General features: G+C 68.9%; 18 protein-coding genes. 14 read left to right on the forward strand and 4 right to left on the reverse strand.

Annotation, left to right across the window (positions count from 1 at the left end; all coding sequences use genetic code 11):
- Window positions 1-488: 488 nt before the first annotated feature.
- Window positions 489-617, reverse strand: coding sequence for a hypothetical protein (locus ACIQFZ_RS22715; protein WP_383062879.1), 129 nt, complete (start codon window positions 615-617; stop codon window positions 489-491).
- On the reverse strand, window positions 592-1,917 hold the full coding sequence (locus ACIQFZ_RS22720; protein ID WP_383062876.1) for an OFA family MFS transporter: 1,326 nt from the start codon (window positions 1,915-1,917) through the stop codon (window positions 592-594). Before ACIQFZ_RS22720 ends, ACIQFZ_RS22715 begins: the two co-directional genes overlap by 26 nt.
- Window positions 1,918-2,213: 296 nt before the next feature.
- Between ACIQFZ_RS22720 and ACIQFZ_RS22725 the strand changes: the two genes are divergently transcribed.
- Both ACIQFZ_RS22725 and ACIQFZ_RS22730 read left to right on the forward strand, forming a co-directional pair.
- Window positions 2,214-3,827, forward strand: coding sequence for a right-handed parallel beta-helix repeat-containing protein (locus ACIQFZ_RS22725; RefSeq protein ID WP_376652940.1), 1,614 nt, complete (start codon window positions 2,214-2,216; stop codon window positions 3,825-3,827).
- Between the two features lie 720 nt (window positions 3,828-4,547).
- Window positions 4,548-6,737 (forward strand): phosphocholine-specific phospholipase C, encoded by a 2,190-nt coding sequence (locus ACIQFZ_RS22730; RefSeq protein ID WP_402692005.1) that lies wholly within the window; start codon window positions 4,548-4,550, stop codon window positions 6,735-6,737.
- Window positions 6,738-6,817: 80 nt separating this feature from the next.
- Here ACIQFZ_RS22730 and ACIQFZ_RS22735 read toward each other — a convergent pair whose 3' ends face one another.
- Window positions 6,818-7,885, reverse strand: coding sequence for a LacI family DNA-binding transcriptional regulator (locus ACIQFZ_RS22735; protein ID WP_402692006.1), 1,068 nt, complete (start codon window positions 7,883-7,885; stop codon window positions 6,818-6,820).
- A 79-nt stretch (window positions 7,886-7,964) separates the two neighbouring features.
- Window positions 7,965-9,893, reverse strand: a complete 1,929-nt coding sequence (locus ACIQFZ_RS22740) for a DUF2264 domain-containing protein (RefSeq protein WP_365426832.1) — start codon at window positions 9,891-9,893, stop codon at window positions 7,965-7,967.
- A gap of 310 nt (window positions 9,894-10,203) precedes the next feature.
- Between ACIQFZ_RS22740 and ACIQFZ_RS22745 the strand changes: the two genes are divergently transcribed.
- The 12 genes from ACIQFZ_RS22745 (at window position 10,204) to ACIQFZ_RS22800 (ending at window position 23,663) form a co-directional block, all read left to right on the forward strand.
- Complete coding sequence (locus ACIQFZ_RS22745) at window positions 10,204-11,544, forward strand: extracellular solute-binding protein (protein WP_365426834.1); 1,341 nt, start codon at window positions 10,204-10,206, stop codon at window positions 11,542-11,544.
- Window positions 11,541-12,512 carry a carbohydrate ABC transporter permease gene (locus ACIQFZ_RS22750; RefSeq protein WP_383062865.1) on the forward strand — a complete coding sequence of 324 codons (972 nt, stop codon included), beginning with the start codon at window positions 11,541-11,543 and terminating at the stop codon, window positions 12,510-12,512. The genes ACIQFZ_RS22745 and ACIQFZ_RS22750 overlap by 4 nt, the downstream gene beginning before the upstream one ends.
- Complete coding sequence (locus tag ACIQFZ_RS22755; RefSeq protein ID WP_365426837.1) at window positions 12,509-13,390, forward strand: carbohydrate ABC transporter permease; 882 nt, start codon at window positions 12,509-12,511, stop codon at window positions 13,388-13,390. Before ACIQFZ_RS22750 ends, ACIQFZ_RS22755 begins: the two co-directional genes overlap by 4 nt.
- A 116-nt stretch (window positions 13,391-13,506) precedes the next feature.
- Complete coding sequence (locus ACIQFZ_RS22760) at window positions 13,507-14,490, forward strand: hydroxyacid dehydrogenase (RefSeq protein WP_402692050.1); 984 nt, start codon at window positions 13,507-13,509, stop codon at window positions 14,488-14,490.
- Window positions 14,491-15,007: 517 nt separating this feature from the next.
- Window positions 15,008-15,913, forward strand: a complete 906-nt coding sequence (locus ACIQFZ_RS22765) for a LysR family transcriptional regulator (protein WP_365430683.1) — start codon at window positions 15,008-15,010, stop codon at window positions 15,911-15,913.
- 418 nt (window positions 15,914-16,331) lie between these two features.
- Complete coding sequence (locus ACIQFZ_RS22770) at window positions 16,332-17,897, forward strand: 4-hydroxyphenylacetate 3-hydroxylase N-terminal domain-containing protein (RefSeq protein WP_365430685.1); 1,566 nt, start codon at window positions 16,332-16,334, stop codon at window positions 17,895-17,897.
- A 96-nt stretch (window positions 17,898-17,993) separates the two neighbouring features.
- A complete protein-coding gene (locus ACIQFZ_RS22775) occupies window positions 17,994-18,929 on the forward strand; it encodes a VOC family protein (protein ID WP_365430687.1) in 936 nt (311 codons plus the stop codon).
- Window positions 18,926-19,678 carry a dimethylmenaquinone methyltransferase gene (locus ACIQFZ_RS22780; protein ID WP_402692007.1) on the forward strand — a complete coding sequence of 251 codons (753 nt, stop codon included), beginning with the start codon at window positions 18,926-18,928 and terminating at the stop codon, window positions 19,676-19,678. Before ACIQFZ_RS22775 ends, ACIQFZ_RS22780 begins: the two co-directional genes overlap by 4 nt.
- A 3-nt stretch (window positions 19,679-19,681) precedes the next feature.
- The gene (locus ACIQFZ_RS22785) at window positions 19,682-20,104 is read left to right on the forward strand and encodes a cupin domain-containing protein (protein WP_281154397.1); all 423 of its coding nucleotides are present in this window, start codon (window positions 19,682-19,684) and stop codon (window positions 20,102-20,104) included.
- 57 nt (window positions 20,105-20,161) lie between these two features.
- Complete coding sequence (locus ACIQFZ_RS22790) at window positions 20,162-21,712, forward strand: aldehyde dehydrogenase family protein (protein ID WP_383060702.1); 1,551 nt, start codon at window positions 20,162-20,164, stop codon at window positions 21,710-21,712.
- Between the two features lie 11 nt (window positions 21,713-21,723).
- Entirely contained in the window at window positions 21,724-22,125 is a 402-nt protein-coding gene (locus ACIQFZ_RS22795; protein ID WP_365430694.1) for a RidA family protein, read from the forward strand.
- 158 nt (window positions 22,126-22,283) lie between these two features.
- Window positions 22,284-23,663 carry a cytosine permease gene (locus tag ACIQFZ_RS22800; RefSeq protein WP_365430696.1) on the forward strand — a complete coding sequence of 460 codons (1,380 nt, stop codon included), beginning with the start codon at window positions 22,284-22,286 and terminating at the stop codon, window positions 23,661-23,663.
- The last annotated feature ends 2 nt before the right edge of the window (window positions 23,664-23,665 follow it).

The following is a 23,665-nucleotide window of genomic DNA, read 5'->3' on the forward strand; positions in this document are numbered from 1 at the left end:
GACCAACGTCAGGTGGACTGGCAGTTCACCACCCACGATGCACGCATCAAACTGCGCCACCTCTACCCCAAACATTAGCCGCGACAGTCTACTAGGTCCTGTCGTCACATTCCCGTCGTCGCCCGAAGGGCGGCTCCGCGGCGTCTGGTGCGTGCTCTCGGCATGCCGGGCGGAAGTCCTCGTACTGGACCTACTTGGGCTTTCGCCCGGTGTGGCGAGAGTGCGTGCCAGGCGTCGCGGGGCAGGCGGGAATGTGACGACAGGGCCTAGGCCTTGCGTTGCGGGGCCGGTGACGGCGCGGGATCACCGACCCAAGCGGCCAGCTGCCGGCGTGATGGATGTCGACTCCCGGGTTGCCTTCCGCGCAGTACGTCGAACCAACGCGGAGCCGGCCGAGCAGGGTGTCGACGGGGAAGGGGGACGCCCGTGTGGTCGGCTGCGCGCCGGCTCTCGGGCGCCCGGGCATCTCCCGTACGGCGCCGGTTGCCTCACCCGATGAAGAGCTGTTTGGCCTTCAGGACGAGTTCGTAGAGGCCGTAGCACAGGGGCGCTCCCACCCACAGCCAGGAGAGGGTGATCAGTGCTCGCCGGTCAGGCGGGCTGCTCGCGTCGGCCATCGGCGGCCTCCTTCGGTGCGGGAATGTGGTGGCGGGGATGGACGGGCCGTACGAACTCGTTGGCGATGAACCCGACGACGAGCAGTCCGATCATGATCATGAAGGAGAGGCCGTACAGGGACGACCCGTGCTTGCCGGCCTCCTCCTGGCGGTCGGCGATCCAGTTCACGATCAGCGGACCGAGAACGCCGGCGGTCGACCACGCGGTGAGCAGCCGGCCGTGGATCGCGCCGACCTCGTAGGTTCCGAACAGGTCCTTCAGATAGGCGGGGATCGTCGCGAACCCGCCGCCGTAGAAGGAGAGGATCACGAGCGCGCACAGGATGAACAGCGGCTTGGACGAGTCGCCGAACGACGCGATGAGCAGGTACATGAGCGCGCCGACGCCCAGGTAGACGCGGTAGATGTTCTTGCGTCCGATCAGGTCCGAGGTCGAGGACCAGCCGATGCGGCCCGCCATGTTGGCCGCCGACAGCAGGGCGACGAAGCCGGCGGCCGCGAACGCCGACACCGGAGTGGAGCTGTCCGCGAAGAAGTCCGTGATCATCGGGGCGGCCTTCTCCAGGATGCCGATGCCGGCGGTCACGTTCATGCAGAGCACGAGCCAAAGGCACCAGAACTGCGGGGTGCGCACGGCACTGTGGGCGGAGACCTGGGTGCCCACGAAGGCACTCGGCCCGCTCTCGGCGGGCTTCCTGGCGCGCGGCACCCGCACCAACAGGACGCCCAGGGACATGAAGACGGCGTACGCCAGCCCGTGCACGAGGAAGGCGAGGGCGATCCCCGAGTGATCGGCGCCGAACGAGTCCAGCATCTGCGCCGACCAGGGCGAGGCGATCAACGCGCCGCCGCCGAAGCCCATGATGGCGATTCCGGTGGCCATGCCGGGCCGGTCCGGGAACCACTTGATCAAGGTGGAGACGGGCGAGATGTAGCCGATGCCCAGTCCGATGCCTCCGACGAATCCGTAGCCGAAGACGATCAGCCAGTACTGCTCGGTGTGCGCCCCCAGGGCGGCGAGCAGGAAACCGGAGGAGAAGCAGACCAGGGCGACGGTCATCGCCCAGCGCGGTCCGTTGCGCTCCACGAGCGTGCCGCCGAACGCGGCGGACAGACCGAGCATCACGATGGCCAGCTGGAACGGCAGCGCGCTTTCGGTGCCGTCGAGGTGGAGCGCGGACTCCAGGGGCGGTTTGAACACGCTCCAGGCGTAGGCCTGGCCGATGGAGAGGTGGACCGACAGAGCGGCGGGCGGAACCAGCCAGCGGCTCCATCCCGGAGGAGCAACAGGAGGACTCATGATCCCGGACGGTACGAATCCCGCCCCTGGTTGAACACCATCCGGTCGACCGTATGCGGTAAGCGGTATCCATCGTGCGACGAACGGCTCTTGGGGGTCGGCGCACCTGATCGAACGATCGGCGAGAGGGCCAGGCGCACCCTTTCGATCATATGGCGATCAAGGTGTCCATATGGCTTGACCGCGGTCAGTCAGTCGGCCACCCTACGGTGAGGCACCACTCGGGGCGGAGACCCGTCGCACGACGCGCGCGGCCTGCCCCACTCCATGCCGCTCCCTCCTCAGAGAGGACCCACATGCCCTACCGCCCCTCCGGCGCCCGCCTCGGCGCCGTGCTCGCCGGCGCAGTGGGAGTCGCGCTGGCCGCCACCGCCACCGCGTCCCCCGCCCTCGCTGACAGTGCCCCGCCCGGATATCGCTACTACCTCGACTGCTCCGCGGACGGCGGACCGGGCGACGGCAGCCACGCGCACCCCTGGACCTCCCTGGCTCAGGCCGGCGCGCATCGCTACGGCCCTGGCGACCAGTTGCGCATCGCGCGCGGCACGACCTGCACCGGCGCCCTCGCCCCGACCGGCGCCGGCTCCGCCGCCGCGCCCATCCGGATCGGCGCCTACGGCACCGGTGCGCTGCCGCATCTGGAGGGCGGCGGCCTGCACGACACAGTGCTGCTGCGCAACATGGAGTACGTCGAGGTCCGCGACCTGGAGATCACCAACTCCGGCGGCACGCCGGGCACCGAGCGCAATGGCGTCCGGCTGGAGCTGGCCGACTACGGCATCGGCCACCACTACGTGCTCTCCGGCCTGGACGTCCACGCGGTGCGTGGCGGCGACTTCAAGACCCTCACCGGTTCCAGCGGCATCCAGATCGACGTCGCCGGCACGACGACCGCGAGCGCCTTCGACGACCTGCGGATCACGGGGAACCGCATCCAGGACGTGGACCGGGAGGGCATCTACTTCAAGTCGACGTTCTCCCGTCGCGACCTGGTGGGCGACCAGCAGGACCCCAAGGCCTACCCGGGCCCGTGGACGCCGAGCACCCGTGTCCGCATCGACCACAACACGCTGACGTCGATCGCCGGTGACGCGATGAAGCTCGACACCACCTCGGGGGCGGTCGTCGAGCACAACCGGGTGGACGGCTTCCAGCTGCGCTCCAAGGTCGCCAACGCCGGCATCTGGACGTTCAACACCGACGACACCCTCATCCAGTACAACGAGGTGTCCGGCGGCGGCAACAGCCTGGACGGCATGTCCTTCGACGCCGACGGCGCCTCGAACCACACCGTGTTCCAGTACAACTACAGCCATGACAACAAGGGCGGCTTCCTGCTGAACTGCCCGTACAGCGGCGCGAAGACCGTCGACGTCGTCGCCCGCTACAACATCAGCCACAACGACGGCGCCCGGCTGCTGCAGAACTGCTGGGGCCCGATCCTGAACACGCAGATCTACAACAACACCTTCCTCAACAAGGAAGCCGTCCCCACCTACCTGGTGCAGGACGACGCCGGTTCGCCTGCCACCACCCGGCACGAACTGACGGTCCGCAACAACATCTTCGCCGGTCCGGGGGACACCGCCACCGACTCCTACCGCTTCAAGAACCCGACGCCGGACCTGCACTTCGACCACAACGTCCTGTACGGCGTCCCGGGCGGCGTGCCCGCCAACACCGACGGCAGCGGCACGAACCCCGGCGGCAGCACCGCGGACCCGAAGCTGATCGCCGCCCTGGCGGGCGCCGACGCCGCCGACCCCGGCTCCCTCCGCGTCGCCCAGGGATCCTCCGCACTCGGCCTGGGCGTACCCGTGCCGGACGCGGGCCGCCACGACTACTTCGGCTTCCCGATCCCGAAGCGACACCCCGCCGCCGGCGCGTACCAGGGACCGCCGGTCCGCTGACCCGAAGGGCGGGCTCGCGGGCCGATGCGCAGGCACAGCGCGCCCTTTCGGCGAGGCCGCCAGGGCGGCGCAGGGGCGGAGCGCGGCGATGAACTCGTGATGTCCGGCGGCTTACGCGTTCTCTCCCTCCGGTGTACGGGCGACATACCCGAGGCGTCCACACACCGCTCCCGCCCGGGCGGGAGTGAACAATACGAGACAAGTCGGCAACTGGTCTTGCCAGGTTGGCCCGACTGTCGGAAAGCTGCAGACGCCATCGATCAGTCGCCGCCACCACGCTCCCCCGCCGCGAGTGGCTGCCCACGAAGGAGAGGCCCTCATTCCGCAACTGAACTGACTGACAAGCGCCTCACCCACAGGCGGCGGCGCGACAAGCCGGTGTTCCTCTTCGTGCACCATGCGCTGTCCTTCACCGTCTCCGGCACCTGCCCACGCGACTGCTGTGACGAGGCTGGGACAGCGGCCGTGCCGGTGCGAACCGATCCCGAGGCGCTCGTCCAACGGCGGCCGCCACCAAGGCAGTCGCGCGTCACCTTCCCCGCCGTTCGCCGCGTTTCCCCACCGCAGGCGGACCTCCACCCGCTCCTCCCCACCGCGATCTCGGACCTTCCCGCTGTGCGTCCGATGGCTGCCGCCACCGGTCACCCCCGCCCCGAGGGACTGTCGGCCCGTGCTGCTGCCGCGCTCCGGTCCGAGTGCCACATCGAAAGGATCATTCGCATGTCGCATGCCGACGAGCCCACCAAGCACCTTCCCGAGACCAACCCCGATGGCTCGCTGGCCGGCACAACCGGCCGCATCCCGCGAGGCGTTCCCGCGTCAATCTTCCGTTCGGGCCTGAGCAGGCGCAGGCTGCTGCAGGCGGCCGCGGCGTCGGCGACGGTCGCGGCGGCCACCGGCCTCACGGCGGCGGGCACCGGCAAGGCCGCGGCCGCGCCGGCCGATACGGCAGCGGCGGCCACCGGATTCACCGGCACGATCGCCGATCTCAAGCACGTGGTGATCCTCATGCAGGAGAACCGTTCCTTCGACCACTACTTCGGCATGCTCCCGGGCGTCCGCGGCTTCGGCGACAAGCAAGCCCTGCGCTACCCGGACGACACCACCGTCTTCCACCAGCCGGACGCCAAGCGGACCGACGGCGGCCACCTGCTGCCCTTCCGTCTGGAGACGGGCAAGTACAACGCGCAGAACGCGGGCGGCCTGCCGCACGGTTGGTCGGACGGCCACAACGCCTGGGCGACGGGCAAGAACAACGGCTGGATCGCCGCAAAGGGCGAGCAGACCATGGGCTACTTCACCGGCGAGGACATCCCCTGGCAGTACGCCCTGGCCTCGGCATACACCGTCTGCGACCACAACCACTGTTCGATCGCCACCAGCACCAGCCCCAACCGCATCTACATGTGGGCCGGCGCCATCGACCCGACCGGCGCGAACAACGGACCGGCCATCAACAACGGCGGCGACTACCGCTACCGATACACCTGGGAGACCTACCCCGAGGTCCTTCAGAAGGCCGGGGTGTCCTGGCAGACCTATGTCAACAACGACACCGACAGCAACTGGCTCGGCGACTACACCGACAACACCGTACGCTCCTTCGCGGCGTTCAACCCGGCGCAGCCCGGTGCCGACACCTCGCCCGACGGGCTGCTCGCGCGCGGCAACGTGCTGCAGACTCACACCAAGCCGACCGGGCCCAACTCCAACCAGAACGTCGACTACGTCCTCAAGGACTTCATCGACGCCTGCAAGCCCGGCGCGGAGCGGCCGCTGCCGGAGGTCTCCTGGGTCGTCGCGCCGTACCTGTGGTCGGAGCACCCGGCCGGCGCTCCCGACTACGGCGCCGTCTACTCCGACCGGGTCATCCGGGCGCTGCACGAGAACGAGGAGCTGTGGAAGTCCACGCTGCTGATCCTCACCTTCGACGAGAACGACGGCTACTTCGACCACGTGCAGGCGCCGCTGCCGGAGCCCGGCACGGAGGGCGAATTCGTGCAGGGGCTGCCGATCGGTCCGGGCGCACGCGTGCCGATGACCCTGGTCTCGCCGTGGACGCGGGGTGGCTGGGTGTCCTCGGAGGTGTTCGACCACACCTCGATCATCCGGTTCCTGGAGCACTGGACCACGAGCATGGGCAAGCCGGCGATCTGCGAGAACATCAGCGACTGGCGCCGGACGGTGTGCGGTGACCTGACGTCGGCGATCGACTTCTCCACGGCCGACACCTCGCTGCCCGACCTGCCGTCGGTCGACGTGCTGGTCGCGGCCGCGGAGCACGACCGGACGCTGCCGTCGATCTCCAAGGCGATACCGGCCCCGGGGCAGCAGTCGATGCCGGTGCCGCCGTCCGGCCGGCTGAAGGCGAGGTCCGTGCCCTACCAGCAGCACGCCACCGTGACCGTCGACCGCTCCAGCGGCAAGGTCACCGCGACCCTCACCAACGAGGGTGCGCAGGGCGTGAGCATGCAGGTGTTCCCGGACGACTACCGCGACTTCGAGGCGACGCCGTTCACCGTCACCAAGGACGGCGCGAAGAGCTACGAGTGGGACACGGCGACGACCGACGGGAAGTACGCCTTCAGCGTCTACGGCCCCGACCGGTTCGTACGGTCCTTCGCCGGAAGCGTCGTTCCGGGCGGCCGGAACGCCGGTGCCGTCCCGCAGGTCGAGGCCGAACTCGTGCCCGGCCACCGTACGCTGCGGCTCCAGTTGTCCAGTGGTGGACGCGACCAGGTCCGCTTCGCCTTGGCCGCCAACGACTACGAGGGCGGCCACAAGACGGTGTACGTCGGTCAGGGCAAGCCCGCGGTCGTGGAATGGCCGACCGACCAGGACGGCTACTACGACGTGGTCGTCACCGCGGCCGACGGCTTCCGCTACCGCTTCGCTGGCCGGATCAGCTGACCTTCAGCCCACAGCCCGGCGGGCTCTCCCACGTCGTGAGAGTCCGCCGGGGCAGCGGACGACGCGGCCGCGGCCGCCTCTCAGGCGGTTCTCTCACGGCCGCAGGAGGCGCGTACTTTCAGTTCGGGGAGCAGTTCCACCCGGTGGATCGGGAGGGCCGAGCCGTGCCGCAGCCGCCGCAGCAGCAGGTCGACGGCGGCGGCGCCGACTGCCCGTTTGGGCGGGGCCACGGCGGTCAGCGGCGGGGCGCCGAGGGCCGCGAAGACGTCGTCGTAGCTGATCAGCGCCAGGTCCTCGGGGACGGACAGGCCGCGTGCGCGCAGCAGTGCCGGGAGCTGGATGGCGTCCTGATCGTTGTGCACGAGCGCGGCTCGCACGCCCCGTCCGACGGCCTCGGCAAGCTGGCCGGCCACCCGCTCGGGGGCCGTGGCAGGATCGTCGATGTCGATCACCGGCTGCGGTGTCAGGCCAAGGGTGGCGCAACCTTCGGCGTAACCGCTGCGTACCTTCAGTGCCGTCCAGGTGTCGCGGCGGGCGGCAAGGGCGACGGTGTCGTGGCCGAGCGCGGCCAGGTGGCGCAGGGCGAGCAGCACGCCGTGATGGTGGTCGGAGCTGACCGAGTCGAGTTCCGCGGCGGCCGTGCCGACGGCGGCCCGGCGTTCGACCAGCACCGTCGGGACCGGCAGTTCGTTGAGCCAGAGGCGGTCGTCCGGGTTGCTCGTGGACATCCAGTTGGGTGTGAGCATGAGTCCCTCGGCGCCCGACTTGAGCAGTTGTTCCGCTTGGCCGCGGTCGGCGCCGGGGTCATAGGACGAGATGCCGAGCACCAGGTGTGCTCCGGCGTCGGCGGCTGCGGCGCGCGCCCCGGCGATCACTTCGTCGAAGTACTGGCTGACGGTGCGGCTCACCGTGGGCACGATCAGGCCGAGGGTGCGGGCGTCGGCCTCGGCACCTGCCCGCTCGTCCGGGACCGAGACCGAGCCGTGCGAGCGGCGCAACAGGCCTGTCTCGGCGAGGGTCGCCACATCCCGGCGCACGGTGACCGCCGGGAGGTCCAGACGGGCCGCGAGGTCTGTCACCCGGACCGTGCCGAGCTTGCGCACGATCTCCAGGATCCGCGTCCGGCGCTCGTCTGCCGCGATCGACATGACGGTCCCCTTCTCCCTGATCTGACTCACCACGAGTCTAGCGTTCGATACATTACTGATCTATTGCTCAGCAATTTGATCAGTCCTCGTCCGAGGCGACGGTCACCTCGTCCGCGCGGATGAGGGCCTCGCGGCGGCTGCCGTCCGGCCAGTGGACGCGCAGCCGGTGCCCCGTCGGGGCGCCCTCCACCACGACCCGCGCGGCCGGCGGCGCGGTCCCGGCTCCGCTCAGCCGCACCGCCGAGACGAACAGGCACTCCTCCCCCGTGACCGTGCCGGTCAGCACCGGGACCGCCGCCGCGGGCCCGAACGCGGTGCCCGCAGGCACGGGCTCGGTCGTGGCGGTGTCCAGGCCGTGCAGGGCGACGGCCTCGGAGACCAGCGTGGACCCGGTGACCCGTACCCGTGCTCCGTCTCCGGTCACAGCCGTCTCCACCGCGTTCCCGGCCACGGCCCATCCCGTGTGCCGTACCCCGGTCCCGCCGGCGGCGCCGGTGACCAGGTGCGCGTGGACCTCCTCGGCTCCGGCGGCGAGCACCAGGGAGGTGACGCCGACGCCCGGCAGTTCGGCACCTCCGACGCGGGGCCGGTGGGCGGAGGCCGCCCAGCCGGGTCCCGTGCCGAGCGGGACGATCGGGCCGCGCTCGCTCGCCTCGCCGCCGTCCAGCAGCGCGAAGTGGTTGTCGGCGGTGCCCTCGAAGGCCGGCCCGGTGGCGGTGGAGTACGCCAGGCGCGCGTACAGCGGGTCGTCCGGCAGGACCTCGTCGGCCGGCTGGTTGTCGCTGCCGTGGTTGTGCACGCGTACGAGTCCGTCGGCGGCCGTGGACTGGATCAGCCAGCCCGCTCCGCGCACCGGGACCACGGCGTCGCCGCGCTCGGCCGGTGCGGGTTCCTCCACGGCCGTCCACACGGGGTGGCCGGGCGGCAGCAGCAGGCCGAGGAACCCCTTGCTCGCCCAGTACGGCGAGGCGGGGCCCGAGTACGACTGCACCAGCGGAGGGCAGGAACCGAACCAGCCGAGAGTGAGCAGGCCGTCGTCGTCCACGGCGCCGTGGTCGAGGAAGTGGCGCAGGGTGCCGGAGGCCAGCCGTCGTGTGGTGCCCGGACTCAGCGGGGTGTGGCCGGTCAGGGCGCCGGCCCATGGTGCGGCGGCGGAGGCGAACCGGTAGATGAGCGAACGGCCCTGGTGCAGCGGGGCGCCGTCGCCGCCGAAGGTGTGCGCGTACTGCCCGAGGTGGGCGGCGAGCCGGGTGCCGTAGCGGTCGAGCAGCCGTCTGTCGTCCGCCAGGTGGGCGTGCAGGACGGGGTAGAGGTGGAAGGCCCACCCGTTGTAGTGGTCGAAGGCGCGCGGCCGTCCGTCGGTGTACCAGCCCTCGCCCAGGTACCACTGCTCGATCCTGGACAGGCCCTGGGCGACGGCGCGTTCGGCGGCCTCGGTGTGGTGGCCGGTCTCGGCGAGGAAGCCTCCGACGGTGACCTGGAAGAGCCACCAGTTGTTGTCGACGGGGGTGTGGCGCAGTGCGCCCGCGAGCCAGTCGGCGGCGCGGGTGCGGGTCCGTGCGGGGAGGCGGTCCCACAGCCAGGGCCGGGTCAGACGGAGGGCGAGCGCGACGGAGGCCGCCTCCACCATGGCCTGTCCCCGGTCGGTGACAGCCGGCCAGGCGACCGGGTCGCGACCGGTCAGCTCCCTTTCCCCCGTGGGGCACCGCGTTCCCGCGGCCAGCCCCTCGGCGTACCGGTCGAGCAGTCGCAGGGGATCCTGCCCGCCGGCGCCCGCGACGCGGAGGGCGGCCAGCAGGAAGGTGCGGGCGTGGCCCTCCAGCGCGTCCGAGCGCGGGCCGGACCAGCTCGGGCGCGGGCCGGGCAGCGCGATCAGCGCGTGGCCGGGCCCGGCGTGCCGCAGCGCCGCGGTGAGCAGCCCGTCCGCCACGGCCTCCCAGTGGGCGCGGGTCCAGCCCGTGTACGGGCTGAGCGAGCGGTCCTCGGGTGGGAGGGACGTGCGCGGCATGGCGAGGCTCCTTGCTCGGGGTCCCGAATCTAGAAGTCGACCGATCGATCGTCAATGCAATCGATCGAATGATCTGAACACGGGGCTTCCGCAGCCTGCCGGCGTCACGAATCCGCAGAACATCCGCGCTGAGCACCTCCCTTACCTCCTGATCATATGAGATCGTTCGATCGAAAGGTATTGACTTCGATCTGAAGCGTTCCCAAGATGTGCGGTACCCGGGCCCGACGGCCCCGGAGCCCGGCCGGCTTCCCGCCGCCGGCTCCGCACCGGGCACACTCCACCCGTCCCGTCTCCCAGGAGCCGAGCCATGTCCGCTGCCCCCACCCGCAGTCGCACAGCCCTCCGCGCCGCCGCCGCGCTCACCGCCGCCGCGCTGTCCGCCACCCTCCTCGCCGCCTGCGGCAGCGACGACAACAGCCCGTCGTCCGGCTCGGGCAAGCCCGTCGACATCACGTTCTGGGGTTGGGCGAAGGGCACCCAACAGGTGGTGGACGCTTTCAACGCCTCCCACAAGGACGTGCACGTCAGCTACGAGGAGATCCCCTCCGGCGCGGCCGGCGGCTATGCGAAACTCTCCAACGCGGTCAAGGCCCACAACGCCCCCGACGTGTTCAACGTCGAGTACCCGCAGCTGCCGGACTTCGTCAGCCAGGGGGCCGTCCAGGACATCGGCAAGTACGTCGGCGCCGACCTGAAGGCGAAGTACCTGCCGCAGGCGGTGCAGCTGACCACTCTCGGCGGTGCCACGTACGCGCTGCCGCTGGACGCGGCCCCGCAGGCCTTCTACTACCGCAAGGACCTGTTCGACAAGGCGGGCATCAAAGCGCCCACGACCTGGGACGAGTTCCGCACGGCCGCCGAGAAGCTGAAGAAGGCCCAGCCCGGCAGCCGTATCGCCACGTTCTTCCCCGACGACCCGACCACCTTCGAGGCGATGGCCTGGCAGGCGGGCGCCCAGTGGTTCGGCACCGCCGGGGACACCTGGCAGGTGAGCCTGGAGGCGCCCGAGACGAAGAAGGTCGCCGACTACTGGCAGAAGATGATCAACGACGACCTGGTCCGCGTCGAGCCCTCGTTCAGCCAGCAGTGGACCGCCTCGCTGCAGAAGGGCCAGACGGCCGGCTACCTGGGGGCGTCCTGGGGCGGCGGCGTGCTGAAGGGCACCCTTCCGAAGGACCAGGCCGGAAAGTGGGCCGTCGCCCCGCTGCCGTCCTGGAACGGCACCCCCGCGAGCGGCATGCTCGGCGGCACCACCTTCGCCGTCTCCAAGGACAGCAAGAAGGCGGAGGCCGCCGTCGAATTCGCCACCTGGGCCACCACCACCGCCGAGGGCATCCAGGCCCGGATCTCCTCCGGTGACTCCTCCGCCTTCCCGGCCGACCCCGCGCTGGTGCCGGTGGCCGCGAAGGCGTTCAAGGCCGACTTCTACGGCGGGCAGGACATCTACGGTGTCTACAAGAGCGCCGCCGAGTCCATCGAGCAGAAGTGGACCTGGGGTCCGGCGATGGGCGTCACCAACAACTCCCTGAAGGACTCCTTCGGCAAGCTCTCCTCCGGTTCCGGCACCATCGCCCAGGCCCTCGCGACCGCGCAGAAGGACACCGTCGCCGAGCTGAAGAACCGCGGTCTGAAGGTCTCCGCACCGTGACCCCAACCGCTCCCACGCACAACCGCACGGCCTCCGCCGCGCCCTCGCGTACCGCTGCCGTCCGGCGGCGGCGGTACGCGGCGCCCGCCGTGCTGCTCGCTCCGTTCTTCGTGCTCTTCACCGGGGCCACGCTGGTGCCGGTCGGCTACGCCGTCTACCTCAGCCTCTACGCCGAGCACCGCTCCGGCCTCGGCTTCGGCGGCAGCGAGACCGTCTTCACGGGACTCGGGAACTACACCCGGGCACTGGGCGACGCGGCCTTCCGCGGCGGCTTCCTCAACCTGGCGCAGTACTGCCTGCTCTACATCCCGCTGATGATGATCCTGGCGCTGGTGCTGGCCCTGCTGCTGGACTCCGCCCTGGTCAAGGCCCGCCGGTTCTTCCAGCTCGCCCTGTTCCTGCCGCACGCGGTGCCGGGCACCATCGCCACCCTGGTCTGGATCTACCTCTACACGCCCGGCATCAGCCCGGTGATCGGCGCCCTGAACTCGCTCGGCGCCCGCGCCGACCTGCTGGGCCATCCCCTGCCGGCCGTCGTCAACATGGCGGTGTGGGAGTGGACCGGCTACAACATGGTGATCTTCTTCGCCGCGTTGCAGGCCATCCCGCGCGAGGTCCTGGAGGCCGCCGTGGTCGACGGTGCCGGGCCGCTGCGCACGGCGCTCAGCGTCAAGATCCCGCTGATCCGTTCCTCGCTCGCGGTCGTCGGCCTGTTCACCGTCATCGGCTCCCTGCAGCTGTTCACCGAGCCGATGATCCTGCACGGCACCACCCCCAGCGTCGTCTCCACCTGGTCCCCCAACATGTACGCCTACACCGCGGCCTTCGAGCGGCACGACTACGGCCTGGCCGCCGCCTCCTCGGTCCTGCTGGCGCTGGCCGCCGCCGCTCTCTCCTTCGTCGTCACCCGGGCCACCCGCGCCCGGGGCGAGGACCGGCCCCAGCCCGCCACGGAGGCCGCCGCATGACCACCGCCACCGCACAGCCCGGCACCGCACGCGTGAAGGGCCGCCCCTGGTCGCTGTCCAAGACCGCCGTGAACGGCGCCCTGGTACTGGCCACCGCGTACACCCTGCTGCCGCTCGCCTGGCTGCTCACCGCCGCCGCCAAGAACACCGGCGACCTGCTCGGCGGCCGTACCCTCACCCCCTCCACCTGGCACCTCGGCGCCAACCTGCACGCCCTGGCCACGGCCGGCGACGGCATCTACTTCCGCTGGTACGCCAACTCCCTGCTGTACGCCGGGATCGGCGCCCTGCTGTGCGCGCTCGTGTGCGTCTGCGCGGGGTACGCCTTCCACGTCTACAGCTTCCCCGGCAAGGAGAAGCTGTTCGGGCTCGTCCTGCTCGGCGTGCTGGTGCCCACCACCGCGCTCGCGCTGCCGATGTACCTGCTGGCCTCCAAGTTGGGCGTCGTCAACACCTTCTGGGCCGTGTTCGTCCCCAGCCTCGTCAACCCCTTCGGCGTCTACCTGGCACGCGTCTTCTGCGCCGGATACGTACCGGGCGAGGTGCTGGAGGCCGCCCGCATGGACGGCGCCGGCGAGCTGCGGACCTTCTGGTCGGTGGGGCTGCGGATGGTGATGCCCGGACTCGTCACCGTCTTCCTGTTCCAGTTCACCGCCATCTGGAACAACTTCTTCCTGCCCCTGGTGATGCTGTCCGACAACCGGCTGTTCCCCCTCAGTCTCGGCCTGTACAGCTGGAACACCCAGACCCACGCCTTCCCCGAGTACTACCCGCTGGTCGTCACCGGCTCCCTGCTCGGCATCGTCCCGCTGGTCATCGCCTTCATCGCCCTGCAGCGCCACTGGAAGGCCGGCCTGACCGCGGGAAGCGTCAAGTGACGTCCGCCCCTGCCACACCCGTACCGGAGAACCGAGTGTCCAACCCCCCGACCACACCAGCCGCGCCGCCGAACCCGGCCGCCTCCGGACGGCGGCGTCCGCGCACCCTGCTGGCCATGCACGCCGATCTCGCCGGCCGGCTGATCGACCGCGCCACCCTGGACCGGCTCACCGCGCTCGCCGACCTCGACCCGGCCCTCGTCGTCGACGACTTCGACGACCCGCGGGCCGCCGCGGCCCTGCGCGAGACCGAGGTCATCGTCAGCAGCTGGGGCTGCCCGCCGCTGGACGAGGACGTCCTCGCCCGGGCGCCCGCGCTGCGAGCCGTCATCCACGCCGCCGGATCGGTCAAGCACCACATCACCGACGCCTGCTGGCGGCGCGGGATCCAGGTCACCTCGGCGGCCTGGGCCAACGCCCTGCCCGTCGCCGAGTACACCGTGGCGATGATCCTCCTCGCCAACAAGCAACTGCTGCGCCTACGGGACGACTACCGCGCCCGGCGCGGCGTCGAGCACGACTGGCTGACCGCCTACCCCCACGTCGGGAACTACCGGCGTACGGTCGGCGTCGTCGGCGCCTCCCGCATCGGCCGCCGTGTCCTGGAACTCCTCCGCCCGCACGACCTCGACCTGCTCCTGCACGACCCCTACGTGGACGCGACGGAGGCCGAACTCCTCGGCGCCCACTCCGTGGAGCTGGACGAGCTGTGCGCGGCCAGCGACGTGGTCACCGTCCACGCTCCCGAACTCCCCGCCACCCGGCACCTCATCGACCGCCGCCGGCTCGCCCTGTTCCGCGACGACGCGACCTTGGTGAACACCTCCCGTGGCTCCCTCGTCGACCAGGACGCCCTGGTCGACGAACTCCTCACCGGCCGCCTCAACGCGGTTCTCGACGTCACGGCCCCCGAAGTCCTGCCCGCCGACTCCCCGTTGTACGACCTGCCCAACGTCCTCCTCACCCCGCACGTCGCCGGCTCCCTCGGCGGCGAACTCCACCGCATGGCGGCAGCAGCCGCTGACGAACTCGCCCGCTACACCGCCGGCCTCCCCTTCGCCCACCCCGTGCTGCACGAGGAGACCACCCGCTCGGCCTGACAAGGCCGCACACCCATTCCGGTCCGGCGCAGAGCGGGGGCGTCTCCCGGGCGCCCCCGCTCCCGGCTTCACCGACGGCCATGGAGACGGTTACCGCCTCACGAAGCCGCCGCGGATGGCCGGTGCCGCCCGACGGCACGACCAGGGTCGGGTGAACGGTGTGCCCTCAGGGGTGCAAGGCGAGCGCGGATCCGTGCCGCTGCGACATTCAAGATGACCCATGAAATGGGTCCGCAGGCGGGACCTGCTTCACCGGCTGAGGCTCGGCGCCACTGAGCCGTGCCCATTCCTTCTCTGCCCGGCACCGTAATTCGTTCAGCGGTGAATGGGATGGGCGGCTGTTCAGTACCGGCGGCGGCCAGACCGGCCCGCTCCGTTTCAGCCGGCGGCACGCCGTAGCGGGCCGGACACGGCCTGATCGTAAGAGCGCCGCTCCCACGACTTCATCCGACCAGAGCCTTCCCAAGTCGGTTGCTGATCTGTTGACATTCCGCAGAAGTCGTGACATCTAGAGGGCATGGATTTTCGCCAACTCGAGTACTTCGGAGCCGTCGTCGAGGCGGGCTCGGTTTCCCAGGCCGCCAAGAATCTGCACATGACGCAGCCGCCGCTGAGTCACGCCATCGCGAAGCTGGAGCGGGAGCTCGGAGTGAGCCTCCTCGAGCGAACCGCGAAAGGCGTGCACCCCACCCAGGCAGGCCTCCACCTCCTCTCCAGGGGCGAACGTCTGGTAGCGGACCGAAACCGAGTCGTGGAGACGCTGAAGCTGATGGGCGGGGGCGCAATCGGCGCTCTGCACATCGGCGTGGAACCCATGGTCATCAACGAAATCATCGCGGACGTACTGGCAGAGTTCCTCGACCAGGCCCCCAAGGCGCGCGTCACGCTGGCTGATGTCACTCCCGACCTTATTGTTCAAGGTGTTCTGTCCGGCGATTTGGACATGGGCTGCGTCCCGTTCGGGTCCACGCAATTCGCCAGGTTCGTCACTGAGGGCTGTGACTGGTGCCCCATTATCGACATCAACGTCAAGCTCGCTGTGCCAAGGTATCGCGCCAAGGAATCCCGTCCTGATGGCAAGGGCTGGGGCCGGTGGATCCTGCCGTCCCGGCTTTCCGCGTTCTGGGGTATGCCGGACGCCGCGGAGAAAGCCTTGTCGGGCGACGACTCCTTCGAGGTCATCGAGGTTTCCACGCCGCAGACGGCAGTAGCCTTCGTTGCCGCCGGGCTGGGTGTCGCGCTCGTGACCGAGCGCATTGCAGGATCGAGTGATTCGGTGGCGCTTCTCGACCCCCCGGAATGGCTCCGGTCCATGCAGGCGACCCTGCTGTGGAAGCGCGGAGGAGAGATTACTCCCCTCATGGACCGCTGGCTGCAGGCCACTCGGACCGTTGCCGAGCATCGCCACGCGCTCGGAAGGTGAGAGCAGCCATACGTGGAACTATGCACCCCCCTGCAGCGCCCTATATGGAAAGGGAGGGTGAAATCAAGAGCACATCCCTGTGATCGACCACCGAATCCATGTGACGTGCGTCACATACGAGCCGGTGTCCGCTCTGCAGCGGAACCCGCGCCAACTCTTGAAACGCCTGCTCAGAGGCAGTTTCTGGCTCCAGCGCCGATCGGCCCGTAGGTCGGTGGCCGGCGCACTCGAGCATCGTTGGGCCCTTCCGTTTTCTATTGCCCGTGCCGTGTAGCCGTGTCAGTCTTCCCGGCAATTCGACGGTGCGGGCCGTTTCGGATCGATGAGAGAAAACCCCTCGTGCGATCGCTGCCCGCGCCTTGGCTGCACGAACCGATGGCTCGGCCCGGTTCCGTGAACGACAAGAAGGGGCCGGTCAATGACGGCGGGAAACGCGAATCAGTCGGCACAGAGCCCTGCCGGCGGCGAGTATCTCCCCTTTACCGGAGATGAATATCTCGAAAGCCTCGACGACGGCCGCGAGGTCTGGATCTACGGGGAGCGGGTGGAGAACGTCGCCGAACACCCCGCCTTCCGCAACTCCGCTCGCATGATCGCTCGCATGTACGACGCCCTGCACGACCCCGCGCGCAAGGACATCCTCACCGCGCCCACGGAGTGGGGAGGTTTCACCCACCGCTTCTACCAGGCGCCCAAGAGCGTCGAGGAGCAGGTGGCCTCCCGCGACGCCATCGCCGAGTGGCAGCGGATCACCTGGGGCTGGATGGGCCGCTCTCCCGACTACAAGGGCTGTTTCCTCGGCACTCTCGGCGCCAACGCCGAGTTCTACCGGGGGTTCGAGGACAACGCGCGCAACTGGTACCGCAAGGCCCAGGAGAAGACCTGGTACATCAACCACGCCATCATGAACCCGCCGGTCGACCGCGGCCTCGGTCCGGACGCGGGCAAGGACGTGTTCATCCGGGTCACCAAGGAGACCGACGCCGGCTTCTACGTCACCGGTGCCAAGGTGGTGGCCACCGGGTCCGCCCTCACGCACCACACCTTCGTCGGTCACGTGGGCCAGGTCGCCGTGCAGGACCCGGCCTTCTCCCCGGTGTTCATCACACCCACCAACGCTCCCGGCGTGAAGCTGCTCTGCCGCACCTCGAACGAGTACCGCGCGTCAGTGCTGGGCAGCCCGTTCGACTACCCGCTGTCGAGCCGACTGGACGAGAACGACGCGATCCTGGTCCTCGACAACGTGTTCATCCCCTGGGAGAACGCGTTCATCTACAACGACCTGGAACAGGCGAACAAGTACAACATCCACTCGGGCTACCTGGAGCGCGCCTCCCTGCACGGGTGCACCCGGTTCGCCGTCAAGATGGACTTCCTCGTCGGCATGCTGTCCCGCGCCCTCGATGTCACCGGGGCCGGCTCGTTCCACGGGGTCATGTCCCAACTCGGCGAGGTCATCGCCTGGCGCAACACCTTCTGGGCGCTGTCGGACGCGATGGCGAAGAGCGCGGTGCCGTGGAAGGGCGGCATGATCCAGCCCGACCCGCAGTTCGCCGGCGCCTACCGCGTGATGAACCAGCTGGCCATGCCGAAGATCAAGAACATCATCGAGCAGGTCGTGGCCAGTGGACTGATCTACCTCAACTCCCACGCCAACGACTTCAAGACCGCGGAGATCCGGGGCTATCTGGACACCTACCTGCGCGGTACGGGGGGCATCGACGCCGAGGAGCGCGTCAAGGTCATGAAGATGCTCTGGGACTCCATCGGTACGGAGTTCGGAGCCCGTCACGAGCTGTACGAGATCAACTACATCGGCAGCAACGACGTGACGCGTCAGACCAACCTGTTCGGCGCACGGGGCAGCGGTCTGCTCGACTACTGCAAGGAATTCGCGCAGAGCGCCATGGACGAGTACGACCTGGACGGCTGGACGGTTCCGGACCTGCGCAATCCCGACGACGTCAGCATCCTCAAGGGCTGACGGCCCCGCGCGGCTCCCTGCCGAGAGGGAGCCCCGATCATTCGGCGACGCCGGAGCGTACTCGTCGCCGTGCTCTCACCCACCCCAGGAGGACCCGTGGCTACGGCTATTGATGCTGCCCAAGTCACCTACGAGGCACCGGATCTCGAGGTGATGGAGAAGTTCCTGACCTCGTTCGGCATGGTGCCGGCCGAGGGCAGCGACGACCGGACCCTGTACATGCGGGGAACGGGCACTCAGCATCACATCCATGTGACCCGCAAGGCCGACAAACAGCGCTTCGTCGGCGCGTCGATCGAGGTCGCGACCTACGAGGACCTCGTCGAGCTCGCCGCGATGCCGGGGTCCTCTCCGGTCCGCGAGTCGACGGAGCCCGGCGGCGGCCACGAGGTCGCGATGACCACGCCCGACGGCTTCGAGATCCGGGCGGTCCGGGGCCGACGCAAGGCCGAGCCGATCCCGGACCGGGAACCCTTCGCGATGAACAACATCCGCGACAAGAACCGGGTGAACGCCGTCGTCCGCCAGCCCGTCGCGCCGTGCACCATCGCCCGCCTGGGTCACTTCGTGCTTCATGTGAAGAACCACGACGAGACCATGGCCTGGCTCAACGAACGCTTCAACTTCCTCCCCTCCGACTATTTCGTCCCGCCGGGCGAGGAGGGGCCTGTCGTCGGCACCTTCGTCCGGCTGGACCTGGGCGAGCAGCTCGTGGACCACCACTTCATGCTCGTCCTGCAGTCGGACTGGGCCGGAATCCACCACAGCGCGTTCGAGGTCACCGACATGGACGCCGTCATGTCGTCGCACGACTACCTCATCCAGCAGGGATATTCCCTCGACGTCGGAGTCGGCCGCCATCTGCTCGGCAGCCAGATCTTCGACTACTGGAAGGACCCCTTCGGCTTCCGCATCGAGCACTACACCGACGGCGACATCGTCGACCACAACCATCGGCCGACCAAGTTCAACGGCACCGCCAGCGACACCACCCAGTGGGGGAACCGCCCGCCGCTGGAGTTCTTCCAGTGACCGCCGCAGCGAGCGCGGACCTCGCCGGACCACTGCCCGAACCGGTCCGGGCGCAGCTGACGCGGGCGGGCTCGGCCACCGTGGCCAACATGCTGCTCCGGCGCGGCCTGCGGAACGTGATCATGGCCGGGGTGCGGCCGCTGGCGGCCGGCCAGCAGCCGCTGGTGGGCCCGGCCTACACCCTGCGCTTCATCCCCGCACGCGAGGATCTCGACACCCTCGCCACCTACTCGAGCAGCGACAACCTGCACCGTCGGGCGATCGAGGAGTGCCCGCCCGGCGCGGTGCTCGTGATCGACGCGTTCGGCTGCACGGCTGCCGCGTCCATGGGCGACATGATGGCGGCGCGGCTGAAGCACCGCGGTGTGTCCGGCGTGGTCACCAACGGCGGCTACCGGGACTCGGAGGCCATCAGGGGGACGGGCCTGCCGTGCTACCAGCGGGACAACGCGCCCCGAGCGACCCCCATCGCCCTGCATCCGGTCGCGCTCGACGAACCCGTCGGGTGCGGCGGAGTGGCGGTCTACCCCGGCGATGTGCTGCTCGGCGACGGCGACGGCGTCGTGGTCATTCCCCGTGAACTGGCCCCGGGGATCGCCGCGGAAGCCGCCGACGCCGCCGCGTACGAGGAGTTCGCGGCTCGTGAACTCGAGCGGGGCCGGTCCCTCTTCGGACTGTTTCCCGCCACACCCGAAAGCCGCCAGGAATACGACGCGTGGGTGGCCGCAGGCCGCCCCGGATTGGAGTGAACAGTGGACATCAACCCCGCGACCATGAAGTCGCTCGAGGTGCTGATCCATGCCGCCGACCTCAAGGACGAGGACTGGATCGACTATCCCGACTACGGGTTCCGTCAGTACTTCCTCTACAAGAACCCCGACACCGGCGCCAGCATCGCCCTCCTCGAGTACCAGCGGGGCGGCACCATCCCGACCAAGCACACGCACGCCTCGAACCAGTTCATGTACTGCCTCGAGGGCGACTACGAGTACACCGACTCCGGTCTCCGGCTGCGTCCCGGGTCGTTCTACATGAACCCGAAGGACCACCCGCACGGTCCGACTCTGGCGCACGAGCGCAGCGTGCTGATCGAGATCTACGACGGCCCGCACTACTACGAGAAGCCCGAATACCACACGGACGAAACGATCGGCGACTTCCTTGCCAAGGGGTGAGGTGCAGAACCGTCCGACGTATTCCTGCCGAACTCGCGACGTTGATGGAAAGCGATGATGAGCGAAACCACCAAGACTCTGTTCGACGCCGACAAGGTGCTGGCTGAATACGGCCTGGACCAGGTGCATTCCGGCACCTACGCGGACGCACTCGGCTGGGGAACCGTCGAGGGCCGCCCGGTCATCGAGGCGCAGTGTCCCGCCGACGGCGAGGTCGTGGGCCGGATCGCGGCCTCGGACGGACAGGACTACGAGACGCTCGTGGCCGCCGCCGTCGAGACCCAGAAGAAGTGGCGGATGGTACCGCCGCCGCGGCGCGGTGAATTCGTGCGCCGGATCGGCCAGTTGATCGAGGAGAATCTGGAAGGCCTGGCCGCTGTCGTCTCGCTGGACACCGGCAAGTCGACGATGGAGGCCAAGGGCGAGCTCCGCGAGGCGATCGACATGTCGACGCTGGCCGCCGGCCAGGCGCGGATGATGTACGGCTTCACCCAGCAGTCCCAGCGTGCCGAGCACCGCATGTACGACCAGTGGCTGCCGCTGGGCGTCGTCGGGCTGATCAGCGCGTACAACTTCCCGGCCGCCGTCTGGGCGCAGAACGGGTTCCTCTCCGCGATCGCCGGCAACACGGTGATCTGGAAGCCGAGCCCCAAGGTGCCGTTGACCGCCATCGCCGTGCAGAAGCTCGTCAACAAGGCTGCGGCGGAGATGGGTTGCGAGGGCGTGTTCTCCCTATTCATCCCCGACGACAACGCCGTCGCCGAGAAGATGGTCTCCGACACGCGTATCGCCATGATCTCGTTCACCGGTTCCACGACGGTGGGGCGCAAGGTCGCCGAGATCGTCGGCTCGACACTGGGCCGCCGGTACCAGCTGGAGTGCTCAGGCAACAACGGCTGCATCGTCGATGAAACCGCCGACCTGGAACTCGCCGCCAGGGCACTGACGTTCGGCGTGGTCGGCACGACCGGTCAGCGCTGCACGAGCACCCGCCGTGTCATCGCCCACGCGAGCATCGCGGACGAGCTGGTCGAGCTGCTGAAGAAGGCCTTCGACCAGATCACCATCGGTGACCCGCGCGACCCGGACACCGTGGTCGGCCCGCTGATCGACCAGCATGCGGTGGAGGACTACAAGAAGGTCCTCGCCGGTGCCGAACACCAAGGCGCCACCGTGGCGTACGGCGGCAACGTGATCGACCGCCCGGGTCTGTACGTCGAGCCGACCATCGTCACAGGTGTCGAACCGCACTTCGAGATCGCCCAGTCGGAGACCTTCGTGCCCATCGTCTCCGTGCTGACCTACGACGATCTCGAGGAGGCCATCGAGATCCACAACGGCGTCGCCCAGGGTCTCGCCTCGGGCATGCACAGCACGAACCTGGCCAACATCGAAACGTTCCTGTCGGCTCGGGGCAGTGACTGCGGAATCGTGCGCGTCAACATGGGCACGACGGGTGCCGATGTCGGTTCCGCCTTCGGCGGCGAAAAGGAAACCGGCGGTGGTCGTACGGCCGGTTCGGATGCCTGGAAGGGATTCATGCGCCGCCAGAGCGTGTGCGTGAACTGGGGCGGAACGTCCGCGTGGGACAACCGCATCGACCTCTGAGGACAACAGCGATGAAAAAGCAGCGTATCTACTCCGCCGCCGTGCGGGAGCCGGCGGACAAGATGTGGTCGAACTGCCTGAGGATCGACGAGCTCATCATGGTCTCCGGAATGACCGCCCGAGGGCAGGACAGGGAGACTGTCCTCGGCGAGACCTCCTACGAACAGGCCACGGTCGTCTTCCAGAAGATCAAGGACCTGGTCGAGGCGGCGGGCGCGGTCATGGACGACATCGTCAAAATGACCATCTACGTCACGGACATCAGTGACAACGCCGAGGTGTGGAAGGCCCGTCAGGAATTCTTCTCCGGCGACTTCCCTGCCTGCACGCTGGTCGAGGTCTCTGCCCTCGCCAAGCCGGAGATTCTCCTCGAAATCGAGGCCATCGCCGTAGCGGGTTGCAGCGCGGACTGATCCTCGCGGCGACATCGGGCGGGTCCGGCCATGGAAATTCCGCCGCAGGCGCCACATTTCTCACAAGGACAGGAACCACTGTGTCTTCTTACACCAGGAATCCCAGACCGACTGATTCGACACTGGCGGCTGCGGCGGAAGACCATGCCCTGGTCAGCGTGCCGTTGGCAGAGCGCAGGAGCGGCTACCAACTCGCCCTCAGCCCGGTCAGCGTCGCCACCGCCCTCGTCGTCTTCGCCATCGCCGGCTTCACCGTCGTGCTCGCCGGTTTCACCGTGGGCCTGATCGTCGGTGTCCTCGTCGCGGCCTTCGCGGTGGGCCTCGGCAAGGCCCTGGGGCGGATGGCCTTCGAAACCGGTATGTCGAGCACCATCACTTCCCGGTTCTTCGGATTCGGCTTCAAGGGCTCGGCGATCGGCTCGATCGTCTTCGCGTTCATGATTCTCGGCTTCCTCGCCGTCGAGGCCGCCCTCCTGTACCAGGGCACGCTGTTGATGTTCGGCCTGCCCGATTCGTGGGGATGGCGCATCCTGATCTACGGCTGCATGACGCTGCTGTGGATCGGGCTCGCCATCTTCGGCATCAAGCTCGCCCTGCGAGCCACCGGCGTCCTGATCGCCGTCACGCTGCTCGTCACGATCTACATGATCGTGGACATCTATGTGATCCAACGCGCCAACCCCATGGACGTGTTCACCTATGCGGGAGTCGTCCCCGGAGGCGTGTGGCCGCGATTCGAGTCCGCGGTCTCGGTCATGGGCGCCACGGCGGGAACCATCGCTCTGGTCACGACGGACTTCGCGCGTTACTGCCGCACGCGGCGCGACGTGACGGTCCTGGCCGTGGCCGGCCCGGTCACCCAGAACATCGTCATGACCGTCCTGGGCTCCCTCGTCGTGATCGGCGGCATGCCCCAGGTCATCGGCTACCTGATGGCCCGCAACAAGGGCATGAGCCCGGAGGCGGCCGCTGTCGCGGGCAACACGTTCGTCATGCAGAACACGGGTGCCTTCTTCGTCATCTTCGCGGGCTGGATGGGCTTCGTCACCATCTACGCGGCCCAGGCCAAGGCCCAGGCGATCAACGCCTACTCCGGATCGCTCTCGCTGGTCAACCTGATCGACTCCCTCACCGGCAGGAAGCCGGGCCGGGCGGCAATGGTGGTCGTCGGCAACATCATCGCCCTGGTGATGATCGCCGCCGGAATCCTGGAGAAGTTCACCCAGTACCTGGCGTACCTGGGCGCCATGACGCTCGGCATGTGCGGCGTGATGATCGCGGACTACTACCTGGTGCGCCGGGCGCGGTTCGACAGCGCCACCCACCGAGTCGAGAAGTGGAACTGGGCCGGAGTCGTCACGCTGGTCCTGTCCGCCGCGGTCGGCCTGATCCTGATGGCCACCGACGTCTTCGCCCTCGGCTTCCTGGTGTCCTTCGTGCTGGCGCTCGCCGTGTACCCGGTGCTGCGGAACTGGCTGCCCGAGGGCACCGGCACCACGTTCGTCGCGGGCGAGGAAGCTCTGGAAGAGGCCCATTGACC

This window comes from Streptomyces sp. NPDC093064, from assembly GCF_044754605.1.
In the GTDB taxonomy this organism is placed as follows: Bacteria; Actinomycetota; Actinomycetes; order Streptomycetales; family Streptomycetaceae; genus Streptomyces.

Excerpts from the sequence above, each read along its gene's own strand:
- ACIQFZ_RS22740 (WP_365426832.1), bottom strand. The coding sequence starts at position 9,893 with ATGCCGCGCACGTCCCTCCCACCCGAGGACCGCTCGCTCAGCCCGTAC.
- ACIQFZ_RS22735 (WP_402692006.1), bottom strand. The coding sequence starts at position 7,885 with ATGTCGATCGCGGCAGACGAGCGCCGGACGCGGATCCTGGAGATCGTG.
- ACIQFZ_RS22760 (WP_402692050.1), top strand. The coding sequence starts at position 13,507 with ATGCACGCCGATCTCGCCGGCCGGCTGATCGACCGCGCCACCCTGGAC.
- ACIQFZ_RS22720 (WP_383062876.1), bottom strand. The coding sequence starts at position 1,917 with ATGAGTCCTCCTGTTGCTCCTCCGGGATGGAGCCGCTGGCTGGTTCCG.
- ACIQFZ_RS22795 (WP_365430694.1), top strand. The coding sequence starts at position 21,724 with ATGAAAAAGCAGCGTATCTACTCCGCCGCCGTGCGGGAGCCGGCGGAC.
- ACIQFZ_RS22715 (WP_383062879.1), bottom strand. The coding sequence starts at position 617 with ATGGCCGACGCGAGCAGCCCGCCTGACCGGCGAGCACTGATCACCCTC.
- ACIQFZ_RS22725 (WP_376652940.1), top strand. The coding sequence starts at position 2,214 with ATGCCCTACCGCCCCTCCGGCGCCCGCCTCGGCGCCGTGCTCGCCGGC.
- ACIQFZ_RS22790 (WP_383060702.1), top strand. The coding sequence starts at position 20,162 with ATGAGCGAAACCACCAAGACTCTGTTCGACGCCGACAAGGTGCTGGCT.
- ACIQFZ_RS22755 (WP_365426837.1), top strand. The coding sequence starts at position 12,509 with ATGACCACCGCCACCGCACAGCCCGGCACCGCACGCGTGAAGGGCCGC.
- ACIQFZ_RS22765 (WP_365430683.1), top strand. The coding sequence starts at position 15,008 with ATGGATTTTCGCCAACTCGAGTACTTCGGAGCCGTCGTCGAGGCGGGC.
- ACIQFZ_RS22770 (WP_365430685.1), top strand. The coding sequence starts at position 16,332 with ATGACGGCGGGAAACGCGAATCAGTCGGCACAGAGCCCTGCCGGCGGC.
- ACIQFZ_RS22745 (WP_365426834.1), top strand. The coding sequence starts at position 10,204 with ATGTCCGCTGCCCCCACCCGCAGTCGCACAGCCCTCCGCGCCGCCGCC.
- ACIQFZ_RS22730 (WP_402692005.1), top strand. The coding sequence starts at position 4,548 with ATGTCGCATGCCGACGAGCCCACCAAGCACCTTCCCGAGACCAACCCC.